At 55.7% G+C, this 18,311-nt stretch carries 15 protein-coding genes and 1 pseudogene; 11 read left to right on the forward strand and 5 right to left on the reverse strand.

Translation table 11 applies throughout. The annotated features are described in order from the left end of the window. Positions 1-82: 82 nt before the first annotated feature. The gene (locus Q7F15_RS10155) at positions 83-1,480 is read right to left on the reverse strand and encodes a hypothetical protein (protein ID WP_171564838.1); all 1,398 of its coding nucleotides are present in this window, start codon (positions 1,478-1,480) and stop codon (positions 83-85) included. Positions 1,481-1,578: 98 nt separating this feature from the next. Beyond that, positions 1,579-1,725 carry a hypothetical protein gene (locus Q7F15_RS10160; RefSeq protein ID WP_171564839.1) on the reverse strand — a complete coding sequence of 49 codons (147 nt, stop codon included), beginning with the start codon at positions 1,723-1,725 and terminating at the stop codon, positions 1,579-1,581. Positions 1,726-1,971: 246 nt separating this feature from the next. Between Q7F15_RS10160 and Q7F15_RS10165 the strand changes: the two genes are divergently transcribed. Together Q7F15_RS10165 and Q7F15_RS10170 are read left to right on the forward strand one after the other, a co-directional pair. Then, complete coding sequence (locus Q7F15_RS10165; protein ID WP_304415532.1) at positions 1,972-3,273, forward strand: AAA family ATPase; 1,302 nt, start codon at positions 1,972-1,974, stop codon at positions 3,271-3,273. 19 nt (positions 3,274-3,292) lie between these two features. After that, positions 3,293-5,017, forward strand: coding sequence for a hypothetical protein (locus Q7F15_RS10170; protein ID WP_304414315.1), 1,725 nt, complete (start codon positions 3,293-3,295; stop codon positions 5,015-5,017). A gap of 148 nt (positions 5,018-5,165) precedes the next feature. Here the strand turns inward: Q7F15_RS10170 and Q7F15_RS10175 are convergent, their stop codons facing one another. Further along, positions 5,166-6,044, reverse strand: a complete 879-nt coding sequence (locus Q7F15_RS10175; protein WP_304414316.1) for a 5'-3' exonuclease — start codon at positions 6,042-6,044, stop codon at positions 5,166-5,168. Between the two features lie 244 nt (positions 6,045-6,288). Between Q7F15_RS10175 and Q7F15_RS10180 the strand changes: the two genes are divergently transcribed. The 8 genes from Q7F15_RS10180 to deoD all read left to right on the forward strand — a co-directional run bounded on the left by Q7F15_RS10180 (position 6,289) and on the right by deoD (position 12,410). After that, on the forward strand, positions 6,289-6,492 hold the full coding sequence (locus tag Q7F15_RS10180; RefSeq protein WP_304414317.1) for an alpha/beta-type small acid-soluble spore protein: 204 nt from the start codon (positions 6,289-6,291) through the stop codon (positions 6,490-6,492). A 188-nt stretch (positions 6,493-6,680) separates the two neighbouring features. Beyond that, complete coding sequence (locus Q7F15_RS10185; RefSeq protein WP_304414318.1) at positions 6,681-6,884, forward strand: hypothetical protein; 204 nt, start codon at positions 6,681-6,683, stop codon at positions 6,882-6,884. A gap of 199 nt (positions 6,885-7,083) precedes the next feature. Further along, complete coding sequence (locus Q7F15_RS10190; RefSeq protein WP_304414319.1) at positions 7,084-7,401, forward strand: hypothetical protein; 318 nt, start codon at positions 7,084-7,086, stop codon at positions 7,399-7,401. Between the two features lie 142 nt (positions 7,402-7,543). Continuing rightward, positions 7,544-8,359, forward strand: a complete 816-nt coding sequence (locus tag Q7F15_RS10195) for a GTP pyrophosphokinase (RefSeq protein WP_304414320.1) — start codon at positions 7,544-7,546, stop codon at positions 8,357-8,359. A gap of 52 nt (positions 8,360-8,411) precedes the next feature. Then, positions 8,412-9,641 carry a D-alanyl-D-alanine carboxypeptidase family protein gene (locus tag Q7F15_RS10200; RefSeq protein WP_304414321.1) on the forward strand — a complete coding sequence of 410 codons (1,230 nt, stop codon included), beginning with the start codon at positions 8,412-8,414 and terminating at the stop codon, positions 9,639-9,641. A 227-nt stretch (positions 9,642-9,868) separates the two neighbouring features. Further along, entirely contained in the window at positions 9,869-10,738 is an 870-nt protein-coding gene (locus tag Q7F15_RS10205) for a glycosyltransferase family 2 protein (RefSeq protein WP_230076925.1), read from the forward strand. Positions 10,739-10,790: 52 nt separating this feature from the next. Beyond that, entirely contained in the window at positions 10,791-11,552 is a 762-nt protein-coding gene (locus tag Q7F15_RS10210) for a glycosyltransferase family 2 protein (RefSeq protein ID WP_171564847.1), read from the forward strand. A gap of 150 nt (positions 11,553-11,702) precedes the next feature. Then, entirely contained in the window at positions 11,703-12,410 is a 708-nt protein-coding gene (gene deoD, locus Q7F15_RS10215; protein WP_171564848.1) for a purine-nucleoside phosphorylase, read from the forward strand. 802 nt (positions 12,411-13,212) lie between these two features. Here the strand turns inward: deoD and Q7F15_RS10220 are convergent. Next, positions 13,213-14,466: an MFS transporter gene (locus Q7F15_RS10220; protein WP_171564849.1), complete on the reverse strand. Its 1,254-nt coding sequence runs from the start codon at positions 14,464-14,466 to the stop codon at positions 13,213-13,215. Positions 14,467-15,367: 901 nt separating this feature from the next. Between Q7F15_RS10220 and Q7F15_RS10225 the strand changes: the two genes are divergently transcribed. After that, entirely contained in the window at positions 15,368-16,600 is a 1,233-nt protein-coding gene (locus tag Q7F15_RS10225; protein ID WP_171564850.1) for an MFS transporter, read from the forward strand. A 51-nt stretch (positions 16,601-16,651) separates the two neighbouring features. On the opposite strand, the pseudogene Q7F15_RS10230 reads toward Q7F15_RS10225, so the two are convergent. Continuing rightward, positions 16,652-18,041 (reverse strand): annotated as a pseudogene (locus Q7F15_RS10230) (aspartate kinase). Positions 18,042-18,311 lie beyond the last annotated feature (270 nt).

Raw genomic sequence — 18,311 nt, forward strand, 5'->3', positions numbered from 1 at the left:
ACGAAGAAGAATCGACAGCTACCACATATTACTATATAAATGAAGCCTCACCGACTGGCTGAGGCTTCTTTTTTTCTCCTATTCAAATCAGAAACATGGCCACCAGCGTGGTCACCAGCAGGCCGATCACGACCGGGTAGAGATTGCGCCGCGCCAATTCGAACGGATCGACTCCGCAGATGGCGGCAGCCGGAAGCAGCGCCCACGGGATAATCGTGCCGCCGCCCACCCAGATGGCGGCGATTTGCCCGAGTGCTGTCAGCGTCGCCGCTCCGCTTCCCAGTGCGGTCGCAAACAGTTGGGCAAGGGAACCGGCCAGCGTGATCCCGGAGAACCCTGAGCCATCCAATCCTGTGATGACGCCGATCGTCGTCAGGGCGAGAGCGGCCACCTCCTTGCCAATCGGGATGGTGTGGGCGAGAGCGACGCCCAGATCGTTGACGATCCCATGGGAACCGTTCGGCAGCATCTCGCCAAACACGCTGACGAAGCCGCTGTCACCCATGTAGAAAAACGCAGCGATGGGGATGACGGGACCAAATACGCGAAATCCGAATTGGAATCCTTGGATCAGGTGAGCGGTTACCTGTTCCAGCCCAGCCTGTCTGTGGGCCAGCACGGTGACCATTAACAGGATCAACAACGCGGTGCCGCCGACCAATGCGGTGGCGTCGCCTCCTCTCAGATCCAGCGCGAACATGGCCACGACATCCAATAGAAACAACAGGGGAACCAGCGTCGCCAGCCCGCTGCGCAGCACGGGCGAAAGCCGGACAGGTGCGGTGTCGCGAGGCGCGGAGAGTATGGCTGATGCTTCCGGATCGACGCGAAGTGCTCCGCTTTTCATGTCTTTATTCAGGTACCAAAACGCGGTCAGAGTGGTAACCGTCCCCATCACGATGACCAGCGGCACGCTGGCGGTCATCACTTCGGCGACGGGAAGGCCGGCCGCCTTTGCGGTGAGCGTGGGTGCACCCTGGATGATAAAGTCACCGGACAGGGCGATGCCGTGACCAAACAGGTTCATCGCGACGGCTGCGCCGACAGCGGGCAGCCCCACACGGAGAGCGACAGGCAGCATCACCGCGCCGATCAGCGCCACAGCTGGCGAAGGCCAGAAGAACCAGGACATGATCATCATGACAATGCCAATCACCCAGTATGCCAGCGCCGGCGTCCGCACCAGCGAGGCCAGCGGCCGGATCATCGTTTCGTTGATGCCCGTCTCGGTCAGCACGCGGCTCATCGCTACGATGATGCAGATGACCAGAATCGTCGGCAGCAGTTCCGTTATCGCGTATATGAAGCTGCCGAACACGCCACCCACCGCCGCCGATATTGAACCGGTAGCCGTCAGGCCGAGCGCGGCGATCCCGGCGATGCAGATGAGACTGGTATCGCGGCGGTGCACCATGGTGGCGATAATGCCGATTACGAACAGGACGTACACCCCGTGGAGCCAGGACAGTTCAACACCCATGCCCATCCCTCCTTCTCGTGTGTCGGGCAAACCTCTCTTGTTCACACACTATGCGGAGGTACAGACATGGGTGATAGCGGATTCTATCTTACAATTTTTTACAGTTTACTATAGTAGAGCACGCGCCACACTTCCCACATCCAGTGATGGGTGACGTGGTCCAGCTCTTCTGTTCGGCTCAGGATTTTAAAAATCCGTTCCATCAGATGATTGTATTCTTCATCAGACAGGTGAAGCTGGGGCATGACGATCCTCCTTTTGCATGTTTTGCTCTTGTTGGATATTGTTTCCAACACACACCTTCCATCATACGCGCGTGCCGCCGCGTTCATGCCAGCCGCCGTACCCCGCGTTCGTGCATTGGCTTGTGTGGTCCGATCAGGATGTATACACTACAGGTAGAGAGTGCCAACCGATACCAATCACATCTTGCACGAGGAGGGGGAACGGCGCAGCACGTCTGCCGTGACAGCACGATTGCGCCAGCGATGATGAACAAGTCAATCCCATTGACACACAAATTGGAACAAGCAGTCGAACTACTGGAGCGCCGTTTTCTCGAACGAAGCGAGCTGATCCGTCTGCTGCTGTTGGGCATCATGAGCGGAGAGAACGCCCTGCTGATCGGGCCGCCGGGTACGGCCAAATCGCAGATGGCCCGGGCCGTCGCTCAACTGTTCGGCTCCGAACACTGGTTTGAATACCTGCTGACGCGGTTCACCACGCCCGACGAAATTTTCGGCCCCGTGTCGCTGCAGCAGTTAAAACAGGACCAGTACGTGCGCAAGACAGCAGGCTACCTGCCGTCTGCCCAATTTGCCTTTCTTGACGAAATCTTTAAAGCCAACAGTGCGATCCTCAACTCCCTGCTCTCCATCCTAAACGAGCGCGTCTATTTCAACGGGAGGGAAAAAGAGGCGGTGCCGCTGCTGTTTTTAATCGCTGCGTCCAACGAGCTGCCGGACGAGGATGAACAGTTGACCGCGCTGTACGACCGCTTTCTCATCCGCTACGAGGTGGGCTACCTGCAGCAGGCCTCCAGCTACGAAAAAATGTTTTCACTGCCGAGCGAACCGCTGCCGGTTGTCTTTTCCCTCCATGACGTGAAGGACATCCAGCGCGAAGCGTCCCGGGTCAGCATCCCGGAATCGCTGATCTATTTCCTCTACCGCTTGAAGCAGGATATGGAAGCAAAGGAGTTCGTCCTCTCTGACCGGCGATGGAGCAAGATTGCCCACGTCTGGAAAACATCGGCCGCCCTTCACGGCCGTGAAAGTGTCTCGATCTGGGATACGGTGTTTACCCCGCACATGCTCTGTGACGTGCCGGAAGATTTGCCTGTATTGCAGGAACTGTTTGACCAGCGCTTCACCGAACAGTTGAAAGCAGACATGGAGCACGACTTGCCGCTTCGCCGTTCAAAGCAGACCGCTGAAAAGTGGATGGAAAAAGAAGCCGATCTGCATGCGTTTCAGTTTAAGAAAGAGATCGGGGCCAAACTGGGAAAAGAGGCCGCCGAGCGCTACCGTTCGCTCCTCGACGAATGCCGGTTGGAGCTGGAAGAGACCGGCCGCGACCTGCGCAACCGCCTGCTTCAGTGGCAGCAGCGGGAGCAGGATCTGACCGCGTTCGTGCGGGAGAAAAACCGACTGCTGCCCAATCCGGAAAAATACACAGTCAAATACGCCCATCTGCGCATTGAAGGTGAGCGAATCCTGCAAATGCTGCAGGGCATCTACCGTACGGTATTTGACCGGGAACTTCCCGGCACCGAATACGATTACACGTTGTAGGAAGGCAGGATGCAATCGCATGATCATTCGTGCCAGTCGGGTCGACCGCTACTTGTTTGATGCGTACCAGTACTCGTCGCGCACAGCGCGCGAATGGATGGAAGAAGCCAAAGCGCGGGCGCCGTGGTTCGACCGCGAACTGTTGGCCGATTTTTTCCTGGCGTTTTATCTTGTCCAACCCGAACTTGACCAGACGCAAAACGCACCGCCGTTTCACCGCTGGATGGTGCAGACGCTGATGAAACAGTATTTTTACCGGATGATCCACCCGCGGACGGCAGGCAATGAGAGCGCCGCCTTCAAGACGGCCATCAAGGCGCTCATGTGGCTGACGGCGTCATACGCGGAAGAAGTAAAACGCCGGGAGCGGGAACAGCAGCTGACGCCCTTGGTCGCCGGACTTAAGCAAAAGCAGGGACACGAGGGCAGAGAACAGGCCCAATTGTCCGAGCTGCTGACGGAAAAACAGGTTGCCAAGCTTCAGCTTGTCGGCTACACGCTGCAGCAGGGCAAGCGCATGGTAGAGGACAAACAGCAGGCGATGGACACCCGGCCGCTGGTGGAAGTGGAGATCCGCTCCCTGAAAGCGCGCATTCAGGAACTGCGGGAAGAGATGCGGGTGAATGTGACCAAGCGCCCCAAGCTGCAGCAAAAAGTCAAAAAGCTGGAGGACGAGCTGGGCCAGCGGGAAAAACAGCGAGAGCGGCTGTCCAGGCAGGAACGGGAGGCCGTGGCCCAGTTGGAACAGGAGCTGGGGCAGTGGCTGGACCGTTCCCTGAAAGAGACGCTGTCGCAGGAATCGGACGAATCGTTGTTCGTCCATGAGCTGCTTACGGCCAGCCAGCGCTTTGCCAACCGCCGCTGGGGGCATGAGTTGGGCAAGCTCCGGCGCCAGAGCTTTGAACAATATATGAAGTGGCTGGAAAAGTTGAAACGGCATCCGGACCTGGTTGATTTCCTTAACGAGGTGGGGCGCAACGTCCATCACGTCCGGATAAAAAGGAAGCAGATGCGCTCGCGGCGGCTGCCGGAAGAATACTACGATCTGAGGCAGTCGGGCGACATCGCGCACATGCTGCCAAGCGAAGCCGGCCTTTTGGCCGATGCGGATTACGAGACGTATTTTCTGCTCAAGTGGGTAGAGCAGAAGCTGATGACGTACGACACTGTCGGATGGCTGGAGGAGCCGCCCAAAGGTCCCGTGATCTGCATGCTGGACACTTCCCATTCGATGCGGGGGAGCAAACTGCGCCTGGCCCAGCTGTTTGTCATGACGTTTGCCGCGCTCAGCCTCCTGGAAAAACGAGACTTTTTGCTGCTGCTGTTTGGCGCAAAAGGAGAACTTCGCGAACAGGCTCTGTACCATCGGCGGCCGGACTGGCCCGCGTTTTACGCGCTGGCGCAAATGGCTTTCGGGGGCGGAACGCACTTTGATGCGCCCATGAAGCGGGCGATTCAAATCGTGGAGGAGAACCAGCAGTTTCGCGGGGCTGATTTCGTCATGGTGACGGATGGGGTGGGCGGCCTTTCCCTGTACGTGCGCGAGATGCTGGCCGATCTGGCCAAGCGCAAACAAGTGCGGCTGCACAGTCTCATCGTAGGCTCGCCCCGTCAACACCTGGTCCAGAAGTACGACATCCTGGGGGTCTCCCACCGGGTCCGCTTTGCCGCGACATGGGACTGCCAGGAAGAAGAGAACACCCGTTTGCTTCTCGATGTATTTGAGGAACGATACAAATCGTGAACAACCGCCGCGCATGTTAATTGAAAAAATCCCGGACCCTTATTCAAAAGGGCCGGGATTTTTCGCGTGCACGTTGGCGGTGCGACGACTCGAGCGTGTTTTCGCTCTATCGTCGCCGCAACATCATGGCAGACGGCGCTGTCGTGACTCAGCTTACCCTGCTGACCAAGGTGCGGCCAAACTCCAGTTCGGCAAACTTTTCTTGAACGCGTTCCCGATCGTACTCCCATTTTGCCGCTTCGAGTGAAAAATCGATCGGCGCATCGCGGAAAATCGTCGCCAGCTTTTTGCTCAGATACACCTGTTCGCGGTGTTCTTCCAGTTTGGCGCGCATTTTGGGCGTGCATGCATCCAGATTGGCGTACAGTCCGTCCAGCGAGCCGTGGGCGGCAATCAGCTTGACTGCCGTCTTCTCGCCGATCCCCGGGCAGCCGGGAATGCAGTCGGAGGCGTCGCCCATCAATGCCTTTACGTCGACGACCTGTTCCGGATTGATCCCGCGGACGGCCAGCAGGCTGGCGGGTGTGTAGTGTTCGTGTTTGCCGCCGTTTTTCAGGATTTTCACGCTGACCTGCTCGGACAACAGCTGCAGGCTGTCATAGTCACCGGTCGCGATGACCACCTGATGCCCCTCGGCCTGAAGCCGCGTGCTGACAGTGCCGAGAATGTCGTCTCCTTCATATCCCGGGATGCCCAGGTTGGGGACGGAAAATGCATCCGTCACCTCCTTGACCAGATCAAACTGGGGGACCAGTTCTTCGGGCGGTGCCACCCGGTTGGACTTGTATCCCTCGTACCACTGACAGCGAATCAGGGTTTCCCGCGCAGCCACATCCCAGCCGACGGCGACGTGGGTGGGGCGCACCAGATCGATGTAGTCCAGCATCATTTTCGTAAACCCGTAGACAGCGTTTGTATAAACGCCTTGTGAGGTCTGCCGATACCCGCCCGCCCAGGCGGAGGCGTAAAACGCACGAAACAAAAAACTCATACCGTCAATGAGCAGTACTTTTTCGGGGTGGTTCACAAAAACGCGACTCCTCTCGTGTCCAACTGTCTCGCCCCATTATAACACAAAGCGTACGATCAACCTTGACAGATTTTACATCGACGAACACTGCATGGATGCGTTCAACGGAGGGATGATAGTAACACGAGAGAGCCAGAGTTGCTCTCACTCCACCGCCTCTCGGTCTCAACGGAGAGAAGCGGCTTCGCTGGCGGTTCAACCCCGTCCCGGGAGAAAACTTGTTATGAAGGAGGAATCACACGTGGCAAACAACACTGGTGGATCCAACAACCTGGTAGTTCCTCAAGCAAACGCAGCGCTTGACCAACTGAAGTATGAAATCGCTGCTGAATTCGGCGTAGTTCTTGGCCCTGACACCACCTCCCGTCAAAACGGTTCTGTAGGTGGCGAAATCACCAAGCGTCTGGTAAGCTTTGCTGAACAACAACTGGCTGGTCGCAGCTAACATCTGACAAAAAGCAAATAACTGGATGAACGAGGCCCCGGACAGGGGCCTTTTCTTTGCGTGTGCGTGGTGTACCCGCCCTTTCTTTTTCTCCCGGTGTAAACACACAATCATATTCCGGGACTAGTCATATGGTGTAGGGAACAGGCAAACTAACCATGGCTGACGGAAAGGAGTGACTTCCGGGAATGAAAAAGAAAGAAGTAAAACGCCTGCTGCGGGACAATCCCGATTTCAAGGCGTGGCTGATGCAGGACGCTGCTCGCATCTCCAGTATCCGCTCCAATCCTGAAAAGGCAGGGGAGCTGTTCAGGCGCTGGAAGGACCGAAAAAAGGGAAGATTGACTTTACCTCCATCTCGCAGAAGACAAAACGGGCAAGCGAGATGCTGACGAACATGACATCCATCATGGAGATGATGGCCGATTACAACAAAAGACAGGCGGAGCAGGAACAATAGGAAGGCTGGATGGTTAGCCTTCTTTTTCTTTTTCCTTTCCCGTATTCTTTTGGTATACTGGAAAATGGAAGGGAATGCGTCATTTTGATTGCTCGCCCATATACCTGGTCATTGGATTTCCATTCCCTTAAATGCGAAAGCCGGGCGCGTACCTGGTGCTGTCGGTGGACAAGCAGCATTTCGCCAGCCTGATCATCGCCCCCAACACGAATGCCGCCGACAAGCTGACTGTCAGCACACAGATGAACCAGATGCGGCACAACACGGAACGAATCGATGCCGACCAGACAGAGATAAACGCGGCACACTTCCGCTTTAGATGCCGTATTTTTCCGATACGTATCTCATGCCTGTCCCAAGGCCGTATGACGACGCCGTTTAGCTGTCAGCGCGTCGACACGGGAAAGCCGCAAATTGCCTTATGGACAGGCTCAGACGCGGCCGGATAATCGACCGCATGGGGAGCACCGTTTTTTTCACAGGTCCCCATCCATCTTCACTGCGGCATGCTGATCTCACAACACGTATATGAACTCGCAGCCGCTGTGGAGACTCTCCTTTCCTCTGGGAGTGACATGGAGGTGAATTTGCATGAGCACTACACACGTACCCAACAAGGTGCTGAACAACCTTGTTCATTTTCTGGCCCCGTACGAACAGGCTGTCGATGAACTCAAGCTGAAATTGAAGGGCATCAAGTACGGTTTTTTGAAAAGAGGCCGTTATTCACCCATCGAGTTCGTCGTCGGGCGGGTGAAAAAGGTTGACAGCCTGATCAAGAAAGCGCAGGAAAGAGGGATCGATTTTCAGCAGGACACCTGGCAGGAGCGAGTGGCCAAGGAGATTACGGATATCGCCGGACTGCGCATCGTCTGCCGGTACATTGATGACGTGCGTGAAGTCCAGCAGCTGTTGCAGGAGCGGGAGGACATCGAAGTCCACGACATCAAGGACTACATCGCAACGCCCAAGGATTCCGGATACCGCAGCATCCACATGATCGTTTCCTACACAGTGTACCACGGAAGTGAAAAAATCACGCTGTTCTGCGAAATTCAAATTCGTACGTTGGGCATGAATTTTTGGGCGACGAACGAACACGAGCTGCGTTACAAATACGCCGGGAACATCCCGGAAAACGTGATGCAGCAGCTCCACGAGGCGTCCGTGATCACGCACCAGTTGGACGTCTTGATGAACAGCTTGCGCCAGGAGATTTTGACGCCGCCCGAAGTGAACACGTCGCTTGAGGAAAAACTGGAAGAAATCTTCTCGCTGTACGTGAAGCAGGATTTTGAATCAGCGGCAGCGTTGTACCGCGAACACGTAAGCGGTTTTGAACAGGCTTTTCAAGACAATCCGAAATTTAAAATGATTCACGATCTGCTGGGCAAGCGACTGGGCTAGCCGAGCACGGACGTGCTGATGCCCGCAAGTACAAAGAAAGGAACCGACAACCATGCGTCTACTGCTTACGTACCTGCTCGTTGCAGCCTGCGTTTTGTGCAGCTTCAACGTGCAGCCCGCATCCGCCCGTGGGGAAGACAATCTGACACCCAGCGGCATTTACGGGGAATCTGCCATACTGATTGACGCGGCAACGGGTCAGATTTTGTTTGAAAAAAATCCGCATCTTCGCCTGTATCCGGCGAGCATTACCAAAATCGCCACCGGGATTTACTCGATTGAAAACGGCAATCCGGATGATATTGTAACCGTCTCCAAAAGAGCGCGCTACGAAGAAGGCACACGCGTGTACCTGGGCGAAGGGGAGCAGGTCACCCTGCGCAAGCTGGAGTACGGGCTGCTGATGAATTCCGGCAACGACGCGGCGACTGCGATCGCGGAGCATTTGGGCGGCAGCGTCGAGCATTTCGCCGATCTGCTGAACACATACTTGCAGGAAAAAGCGGGTGTCACTGAGACCCATTTTGCAAACGCACACGGCTTGCATGATCCCAATCACTATACGACTGCGGCAGACATGGCCAAAATCGCCCAATATGCGATGAAAAACCCGACCTTCCGCGAGATCGTGGCCACTGTCCGCCTGCCGTGGAACGGTCGCGAATGGCAGACGGAGCTGATTAATCACAACAAGCTGCTCCGCAATTACGAAGGGGCGACCGGGATCAAGAACGGTTTTACCGACCAGGCGATGCACACGCTGGTGGGTTCGGCCAAGCGCGGCGAAACAGAACTGATCGCGGTCACGATGAAAGCAGGGTCCAGCGCATACGCCTACAAGGACGTGACCGCCATGCTGGACTATGGGTTTGCCCACTATGAGACCAGACAGGTGGCCACTGCCGGCCAAACATTTGGTCAGGAAGCGGCGGCCAACGATGCTGCACCTGCGGTCACCTATCAGGCAGAGACTGATCTGTACGCCACAGTCCCCAAAGGGACGGAGCCGCAAACGGAGCTGACTGCCGACGGCCAGCTGCTGGTCAGGGCAGGGGAGATGACGCAGACGCTGCCGTTACTGCGGAAAGATCCCCCTCGCGCCGCCGCGATTGCGGATGCCGCACCCAAGGAGAAGGAAGCGGATTCCGCATGGCCGCGATACGCGATTTTCTTTGCCTGGCTGATGTTAAACCTGTTTTTGTTTGTCCTGACGGTTGCGCGATCTCGCCGCCGCCGTCGGGAGAGACTGCGGCATCTGCCACGCCGTGCGCATTGGTCCTGATTCCTGAGGATGGACGTCCCCAACCGGGCGTCCTTCTTTCGTATGGAATACCGCTTTCCAACAAACACTGAGCATGTGGGATCATGAGTTGGGACAGAGCGGATCGGTGGTGCACATGCGGCCCTTTAATTCTGCTCAGGGACGGCTGTGACAGCAGCCGTGTCCATTAGCCTCCTCCCGGCGTATCGTAGGATGAGACCCGATATTCCTGCGAAGGGGGAAACGCAATGGACAGCACGACATGTCCTGCACCTGAAGTGTCCGTGATTATTTCCGTCCAAAACGAGGCCCAGCGAATCGTCCGGGTCATCCAAGAGGCACGGCGTGTGTCCCCTTCAACGGAAGTGATCGTCGTATGCAGCGGCATGACGGATCACACACCCAAACGGGCGCTGGAACAAGGAGCCAAGGTTATCGAAGCGGTTCCCACTCTCGGTCAGGATGTTGGTCGTGCCATAGGAGCTTTTTTTGCCAGAGGCGACATCATGTTGTTCATCGATGCGGACTGTCTGGTGCCGGCTTCCAAACTTCGTCAGTACGTGGACGAAGTGAAAAAGGGATGGGATGTGGTGCTCAACGCTTCCACCGGCTGTCGGTATAACGGAACAGTCACCCAGGTCAGACGGCTGTTGAATCACATCGTGGGGCGGCCTGATCTGGCCGGCAGCTCCCTGACCACCGTTCCGCACGCCATGAGCCGGCAGGCGGCCGAACGGATCGGCTTCGAGGATTTGGCTGTCCCGCCCAGGGCGCTGGTCAAAGCCGCACTGCAAGGTCTGGCGATTACCAGAGTCTGCCCGATCAATACGGCGCGGCTGAACAATTCACGCGCCGGGCGAAACGATAGAGCTGTTGATCTTGAATTGAGCGATCACGCGGATGCCATCGCCACCTGTCTGCGAGAAAGGGGAGAGCGGGCAGGATTTTACGATCACGAACGTCATCGGGATCTGCTGTTAGTCCCTCCGCAGTTGCACCTGCGGACCGTATACAGTCAGATGATGAGAGGGACGACAGGGGGGGATTGGCGTGTCGTTCGAAAAGCCAAACAAAAGACTCGGCGCAAAACCGGGCCCAAAACGCGTCGTCCGCGCTAAACCATCATCCGGGCAGCAGCTAACGCCCCAACAGCTGGCAAGAAACAGCCGGATGCTCTCGGTAATTATCCCGGTCAGCAATGGAGAAAAGACGATTGGAGCGGTGCTGCGGCAGGTGGAAAAGCTGCGGCCCAAGGAAATCATTGTGATTGTCAACGGCTGCCGCGACCGTACGGTGGACATGGTCTGGAGTCACCCGGTCACCTGTGTGGTTTATCCGTTCGAGTTGGGACGCGACGTGGGGAGGGCCATCGGCGCTGGGGAAGCCAGCGGGGAGGTCTTGCTGTTTCTTGATGGCAGCTACGTCGTGCCCGCAGCGTCGCTGCAGTCATTTGCAAACGCCTGCTATCGGGGGGCGGACATCGCGCTGAACAACGCCAATCCGTTTTACCGTCAGCCAGCCAAACTGGACGCCGTCGCGATGGCGACATATTATCTCAACCGGATGCTGTCCCGCCCCGACCTGCGCTATTCGTCACTGAGCGCGGCACCGCATGCGATGAAGCGAAGCGCTGCTGCCGCACTTGGTTTCGACAGTCTGATGGTTCCGCCAAAAGCGCTGGCGATGGCGATTGCCAACGGGATGGTCGTCGTCCAGGCAGAGAGTGTGAACGTGTTTCGCCGAAAACTTTCACCCAAAATTCAGGAGCTGCTCCTGGGCGATCACCTGGAAGCGATACAGTACGTGCAACACGTGAAGAACTCTGACCGGATGGGTTTAGAAGACCCGTTTCGGCAGCGGGACGTGTTTTCGCACGTGGAGAAGGCGCGGATCATCAGCGATCGGCATGTCATACTGCCGTTTGAGACATAAAAAACTGTCCATGTGCCAGTACCACCGTTGTCACCTCATCGGGGTGGCGGCGGTGGTTCATTCTGTAAACGGATATACTTTGCGATTTGGGTCGTTTGTAGTACGATTACTTCGTAGGACAATCTGGAGTAGAAAAGGGGCAGATGATTTATGAGCATCCATATCGGAGCAAAGGCCAATGAGATTGCGGATACGATTCTGTTGCCAGGCGATCCGCTGCGGGCCAAATACATCGCAGAAACGTTTCTCGAAGATGCAGTGTGCTACAACAACGTTCGTGGCATGCTGGGCTTTACCGGTACATATAAAGGAAAGCGGGTGTCCGTACAGGGGACAGGCATGGGCGTGCCATCCATCTCCATTTACATCCATGAGCTGATGGAGGAATACGGCGTGCAAAACCTGATCCGCGTCGGGACCTGCGGTGCCATCCAGGAAGACATCAAGGTGCGCGACGTGATCATCGCCATGGCGGCGTCCACCGATTCGCAGGCAAACCGGCTGCGCTTCCAGCAGGTTGATTTTGCGCCAACGGCCAATTTTGATCTGCTGCACAAGGCATACCAGGCCGCCAAAGACCGGAATCTGTCTGTGAAGGTGGGCAATGTGTTCACCAGCGACACGTTCTATCAGGAAAGCCTGGACCTGTACAAAAAACTGGCCAGCTATCAGGTACTGGCTGTGGAAATGGAGACGGCCGCCCTCTACACACTGGCCGCCAAATTTAAGCGCAACGCCTTGTCCATCCTGACCGTCAGCGATCATATTTTCACCGGCGAAGCCACCTCAGCTGAAGAACGTCAGACCACGTTCAACGCGATGATCGAAGTGGCACTGGATGCAGCGCTGCTGAAGTAACACGCGGCCACAATCGAGGAAGAACTTTTGTCCGCAGGCAAATATGTCTGCGGATTCTTTTTTCTGCGGATTCCTAAAGCTTCTTATGTATTTACAGCGATTTATAGCGGAAAGATATTGCGAAGCGGATCGATTTCCTTTTGAGTCCGATAATATATATTATGTAAACTGATAAACATTCAAGAATCGCCATGTACTGGCGGTTCTCAGCAGGCATCCCATGATACAGACAGCGTCGCAAACTCCAAAGCAATAACGCTAATAGTGACACGAACAATGATTATCCAATAATAATCATCCGATGAGCATCCGATGACGTTTACCAGACAATCCTCATGACAAGAGCTCGATGACAAGTCCTTGATTGGAAACATGCGATCAGTAAGGTATCAGACACAGACATGCGACCATCACAATGGTTGTCGGATATTTTATATGATATTCCATCAAAGAACTCGTCGCTGGCTAGCGGTTCAAGCAGCATCCTGGCATAGACAACGTTGCCAAAGCCCATACAAAACGCAAGTTGTCAAGAACGAACAATATCGTTCGCCAAAAATGGAGAACAGCTGGTGCCTTGTGGATGGCTTTCTGTCTATTTTTTTGTATCAGTTCATGAAAATGCCATTTCATGAACTGATAATATGCTTCTTTTCAACCATGTACGCTGTATCTATTCCTATGCCATGTCCATGCGTTCTTTGAACCAATAAAAACGGAACGAATGAAAAACGCAGGTACGCCTTACTGGGTACCTGCGTATTCACACGACTCGATTTTTGTATTCCTATTTTATTCCGTTTTATTCCGGCTGTACGACTTTTTGCGGAGCTCCCCCCTGCTGCTGTTTGAGCAGCGGTAGAATCACCGCCACCCCAATGAAGAACAGCGCGGTAGCCACCTCGAACATCGTCACCAGCGAGAATGTGGCTTTCAACCATCCGGTGATGCTCATCATCAGCACCATCGCGCCCATGAACAGCGGGCTTAGAATGCCGTTGACACGCCCGACAAACGATGCTTCGGTGTTTTGCAGAATCAACGTGTTGATTCCGATATGGATGCACGGTATGACCAGACCGTTGATGAATTGGGCCGTCAGCGTCAGCCACAGTTCAGTCGACAGTCCCATCACCAGGAAACCGCAGGCGCTCACGGTCATCCCCAGCATGAGGAGCTTTTGCGGGGCAATTTTTTTCGCCAGGCCCATCATCACTCCTCCACCGAGGATCATGGCGACGCCGTTGACGGCCATCAGCCATTGCAGGTTCTCCTTCGGCAGTCCGAGACGTTCGGTGACGAGGAATACCACCAACGGCTGCGTCAGACCAATCGCAAACCCCGCTGCAGCAAAACAGCCGCCGAGGAGGGTCAACGTCCGGTTCCCCTGCACATAGCGCAAGCCTGCCTTCATCTCCTGCCAGAAGGTGGTGTTCTCATCCTGCTTCTCCACGTCGCGATCAGGCGGCAGCATCACAAGCACGACAGCGGACAGCAGGAAGGCTGCACCCGTGATTGCGATTGCGGCGCCGACGCCGTAATGCTGATACACAAATGTACCGACAACCGGTCCCAGGATCATGAACAGTGCAATCAGCGTCTGGTACATGGACATCCCCATCTGAATGAGCTGTTCCGGCACGTGCAGTTTGAACAACTTCATGCCGGACGGCTGCGAAAACTGCGACAGCACAGACGAGACCAGTGTCGCGAAAAAGATGGCTTTCCAACTGCCGAACACCAGCGTAAGCAGCACGACAAACATGGAAAGCGAACTGAGCAGGTCACACCAGATCATTGTTCGCTTGGGGCGCCAGCGGTCGGCAAACGTGCCCCCGATAAAGGAAAACAGAAAAATCGGCGCAAATTCAGCCACGGAGATGAGCGATACGGCAATCGGGTCCCCATTCGTCTGCTCCATCACGTACAGCAAAATAGCGTAGTTGCGGACCCAGATGCCGATCTGCAAAAATAACGCCGACAGCAGAATGGTCCGTACCACCCGGTTGCGGAACAAATTTCCCGCCGAATTGTTAGCAGTCGTTTGAGCTGTCATACCATCCCTCTTTCTTTTGTTTTTGTGTTTTTGTCATGTACATGTAAATGTCTGATAATAAGTCCAGCCGCATGTTTTGGCGATCACTCCTCTGTGGTCCGGTTGCGTCCCGGTCCGGTATTCAGCTGCCCATTCTCCACACTCCTGTTGCGTTGATCGGGCAACCCTCCACTGATTCGATTGCAGCGCACAGATTTACGTAATATGTGACAGCGGTTTTACCATGCATGAATGGCGGGTGTCCGGCACCTCGTCAAGCGCAAAAAGACGCCGGGCGTTTCCGACGTCTCACGCTGTGCACGAAGACGCGGGAACATTAATCATTCCGGCGTCTCGCGCTGCGCACAAAGAGGCCGGCACATATCTCCAGCGTCTCGCAAACACAAAAAGACGCCAGGTTGTTATCTGACGCCTCGTGCGGATTACGAAGACGCCGGGCTTTCCCCGCCATCTCGCAAACGCAAAAAGACGTCATGGTTCTTCCCGACGTCTGTGTTCATGCATGTATGGTTCCGGCTGTGCCGCTCGCCTTTCGCAATCCCTGATCCCATGGAACGGAAAGGGAACGCGAAAGAAACCTACGCTGCAATCGAACGATCGGGAAGTGTTTTCGTTTTGGCTGTTTGTACGAATTCACTTACCATGATCGTTCTTGCCTCCTTACGCAAAGTTTCCCTGTTACAGGATTCCAGGCACAAACCGTTTTGCCTGACATGGAAAAAGTATAGTATGGGTATTGGCAACTGTCAAGCAGTTTTTTTGAAATATTTTCGAAGAGTGGTACGCCCTAATTTCATTTCCGAAACAATTCAATGTAATTTCTCAATTAGTCATTTTTGTCAGTCAATGTTAAAATGATCGCATCACGCAACTCTTCTTTCCACAAAGGTTGTGACGACAGATGACGTTTTCCTGGAAGCGAAATCTCGTTGTGCTATGGATCGGGGTGTTTTTTTGCAGCACGGCGTACTCCATCTCCATACCGTTTCTGCCCCTCTTCCTCCACACGTCTCTTGGCGTCGATGAACATCTGGAGGCGTGGTCGGGCATTTCGTTTGGCATTACCTTCCTGGTGAGCGCCTTGATCTCTCCCTACTGGGGATCGCTCGCCGACAAGTACGGACGGAAACCGATGCTGATGCGGTCAGGGTTTAGCTTGGCCGTGTTGTACTTTTTGAACTATTTCGTCACCGATCCGTATACATTTCTGCTGCTTCGGGTACTGCAGGGGCTGCTGGCCGGTTTTGTCCCGGCATCCATCGCCCTGGTGGCGACGAACACACCGGAAAAACACGTGGGCTACGCGCTCGGCATCATGTCGACGGCCGGCGCCACCGGAGGGATTGTCGGACCGCTCGTGGGCGGCTTTGTCAGCCATTTGTGGGGCACCCGGGAAGCGTTTCTCTTCTCCGGGTACGTCGTGTTGGTGGCGGCGCTGATCGCCACGTTTTTCGCAAAAGAGACCAATGTAAACCGTTCCGCTGAGCGTTCCAACATACGCGACGACCTGCGCACCGCTCTGGGCAACCGCCCGTTTGTTGCCGTTCTGGGATTGTCGATGATCGTTACCGTGTCCGTCATGCTGCTGGAACCGCTGCTGACCGTGTACGTATTGCAGCTTGGAACGTCCCGGCAGGATGCGTCGCTCAGCGCGGGCATCATCTTTTCCGCCGTAGGCATCGCTACGGTGCTGGCCGCGCCTCGGTGGGGAGCGGCAGGGACTCGGCTCGGTTATACCAGGATTTTGTTTATCGGCCTGGTGGGCGGGGCAATTGGCAATCTCCTGCAGTTTTTCTTCACTCATCTGTACGGCTTCGGCGTGCTGCGGTTTGTGTACGGGCTCTTTTTTGCAGCCGTCTATCCGTCGATCAACGCGCTGATCGTCAGCGTCACCGCACCGGAGTTTCGCGGCAGAGCGTTCAGTCTCAATCAGTCCGTCACACAGTTGGCCACCATGATCGGCCCCGTGATGGGCGGCTTTTTGGGCGGACTGATTCCGATTCGCGCGGTGTTTCTCATCAATGGTGCGGCGCTGCTGGTCACGGCTGCACTGGTCAGATCAGGCAAACTGATCGGGAACGACCGCAGACAAGAGCGGCGTGCATCTGAAGGACACGTCCCAATCCAGGGGTAACGATAAACGCAAAAAAGAGGGGGAACTCCCCCTCATTTTTTATGACTGTCGCTAGCGGATAGCCGCCGGCTGCGGGCAAGCGTTTTGCGCCGTAAAAAACTCCTGGTAGAGCGCCAGCACCGCCCTGTCGGCATCGTCCGCCTTGACGCCAAAGATCATGCTCACTTCGGACGATCCCTGATTGATCATCTCCAGGTTGACCCGCGCGTTTGCCAGGGCAGTGGTGGCTCGCGCGCACACCCCGACGGAACGCCTCATCCCCTCTCCGACGATCATGACGAGCGCCAGATTTCGTTCGACGGAGACTTCATCCACATGCAGTTCGTCCATGATCCGCTTGATGACGCGCGACTCCGTCTCCTCGTCAAAAAACCGTTCCCGCAAGATGACGGAGATGTTGTCTATACCGGACGGCGTGTGTTCGTACGAAATGCCTTCTTCTTCCAGAATTTGCAGCAGTCTGCGGCCAAAGCCGATCTCCCGGTTCATCAGGTATTTGCTCACGTAGATGCTGCAAAAGCCTTTGTCGCTGGCGATACCGGCCACCGGCGCGTCTTTCGTTTCCCTGCCGGAGACGATCTTGGTCCCCGGCGCGGCGGGATTGTTCGTATTTTTGATGCAGACCGGTATGCCGGCGCGAAATGCGGGCAGCAGCGCCTCTTCGTGGAAAACGGTAAAGCCGGAATAGGCCAGCTCGCGCATTTCCCTGTAGGTGACGACGCGGATTTCTTTTGGATTGGCGATCAGGTTGGGGTTTACCGCGTAGACCGAATCCACGTCGGTAAAGTTCTCGTACAGGTCAGCCTTCACGGCGGCAGCCAGGATGGAACCTGTTATGTCCGAACCGCCACGGGAAAACGTGACAAGAACCCCGTCCGGCGTATACCCGAAGAACCCGGGGAACACGACGATGCCCTGCCGCTGGCCAAGAGACTGCAGCCGGTCGTACGCCTCCGGGAGCACCTGTGCGTTGCCGGCTTCATCCGTTACGTACAGTCCGGCTTCCCGTGGATTGACGTACTCCGCCTGCTCGCCAAGCTGGCGCAGATACGCCGCAACCAACTTGGCGCAGGTGTCTTCACCCGATGCTTTGACGGCGTCCACAAAGCGTTCGGGCTGATCGACGGGCGCCGCAGCCAGGCTCTCCTCCAGTGCGGCCACGATCTCGCGGGAAAGCTGTGCAGGAAACGCCAATCCCTCCATAATCTCCACAAACCGGTCGATGACGGCCTGCTTCTCGCTTTCCGCTTCGCCTTCGTTCAGGCGGCGTTGGGCATAAGCGATCAACAGGTCCGTCACCTTCGTATCCGCTGGATGCCGTTTTCCCGGCGCCGAGACGATCACGATCCGCCGCTCCTGGTCCGCTCTCACAATCTGGCACACTTTTTTGATCTGCTCGGCACTGGCCAGCGAAGTTCCCCCCGAATTTTGCTACCTTCATCTCCTGATCCTCCTATCCCTCTAGTGAGGTGATCTCTCCTGGTTTTATCTTTCTTCTCTTCTTTTCATGGCATGTTTCCGCGGTCCCGACGCCGGCCGTGAAAGAGGAAGCCACCCTTTCGCCTTTGCGCGATGGCGGCTGATGCCGCGGCCGGACGATTGGCCCTGATGTCAATTCTTAGCTTACGCCATTTACGTCAAAAAGACAACTGTCTATTCCACATGGACATAGAGTAACACGGTTTGGCCGCAAACCATACGCAAACCATTG

It is taken from the genome of Brevibacillus aydinogluensis, from assembly GCF_961514395.1.
GTDB lineage: Bacteria > Bacillota > Bacilli > Brevibacillales > Brevibacillaceae > Brevibacillus > Brevibacillus aydinogluensis.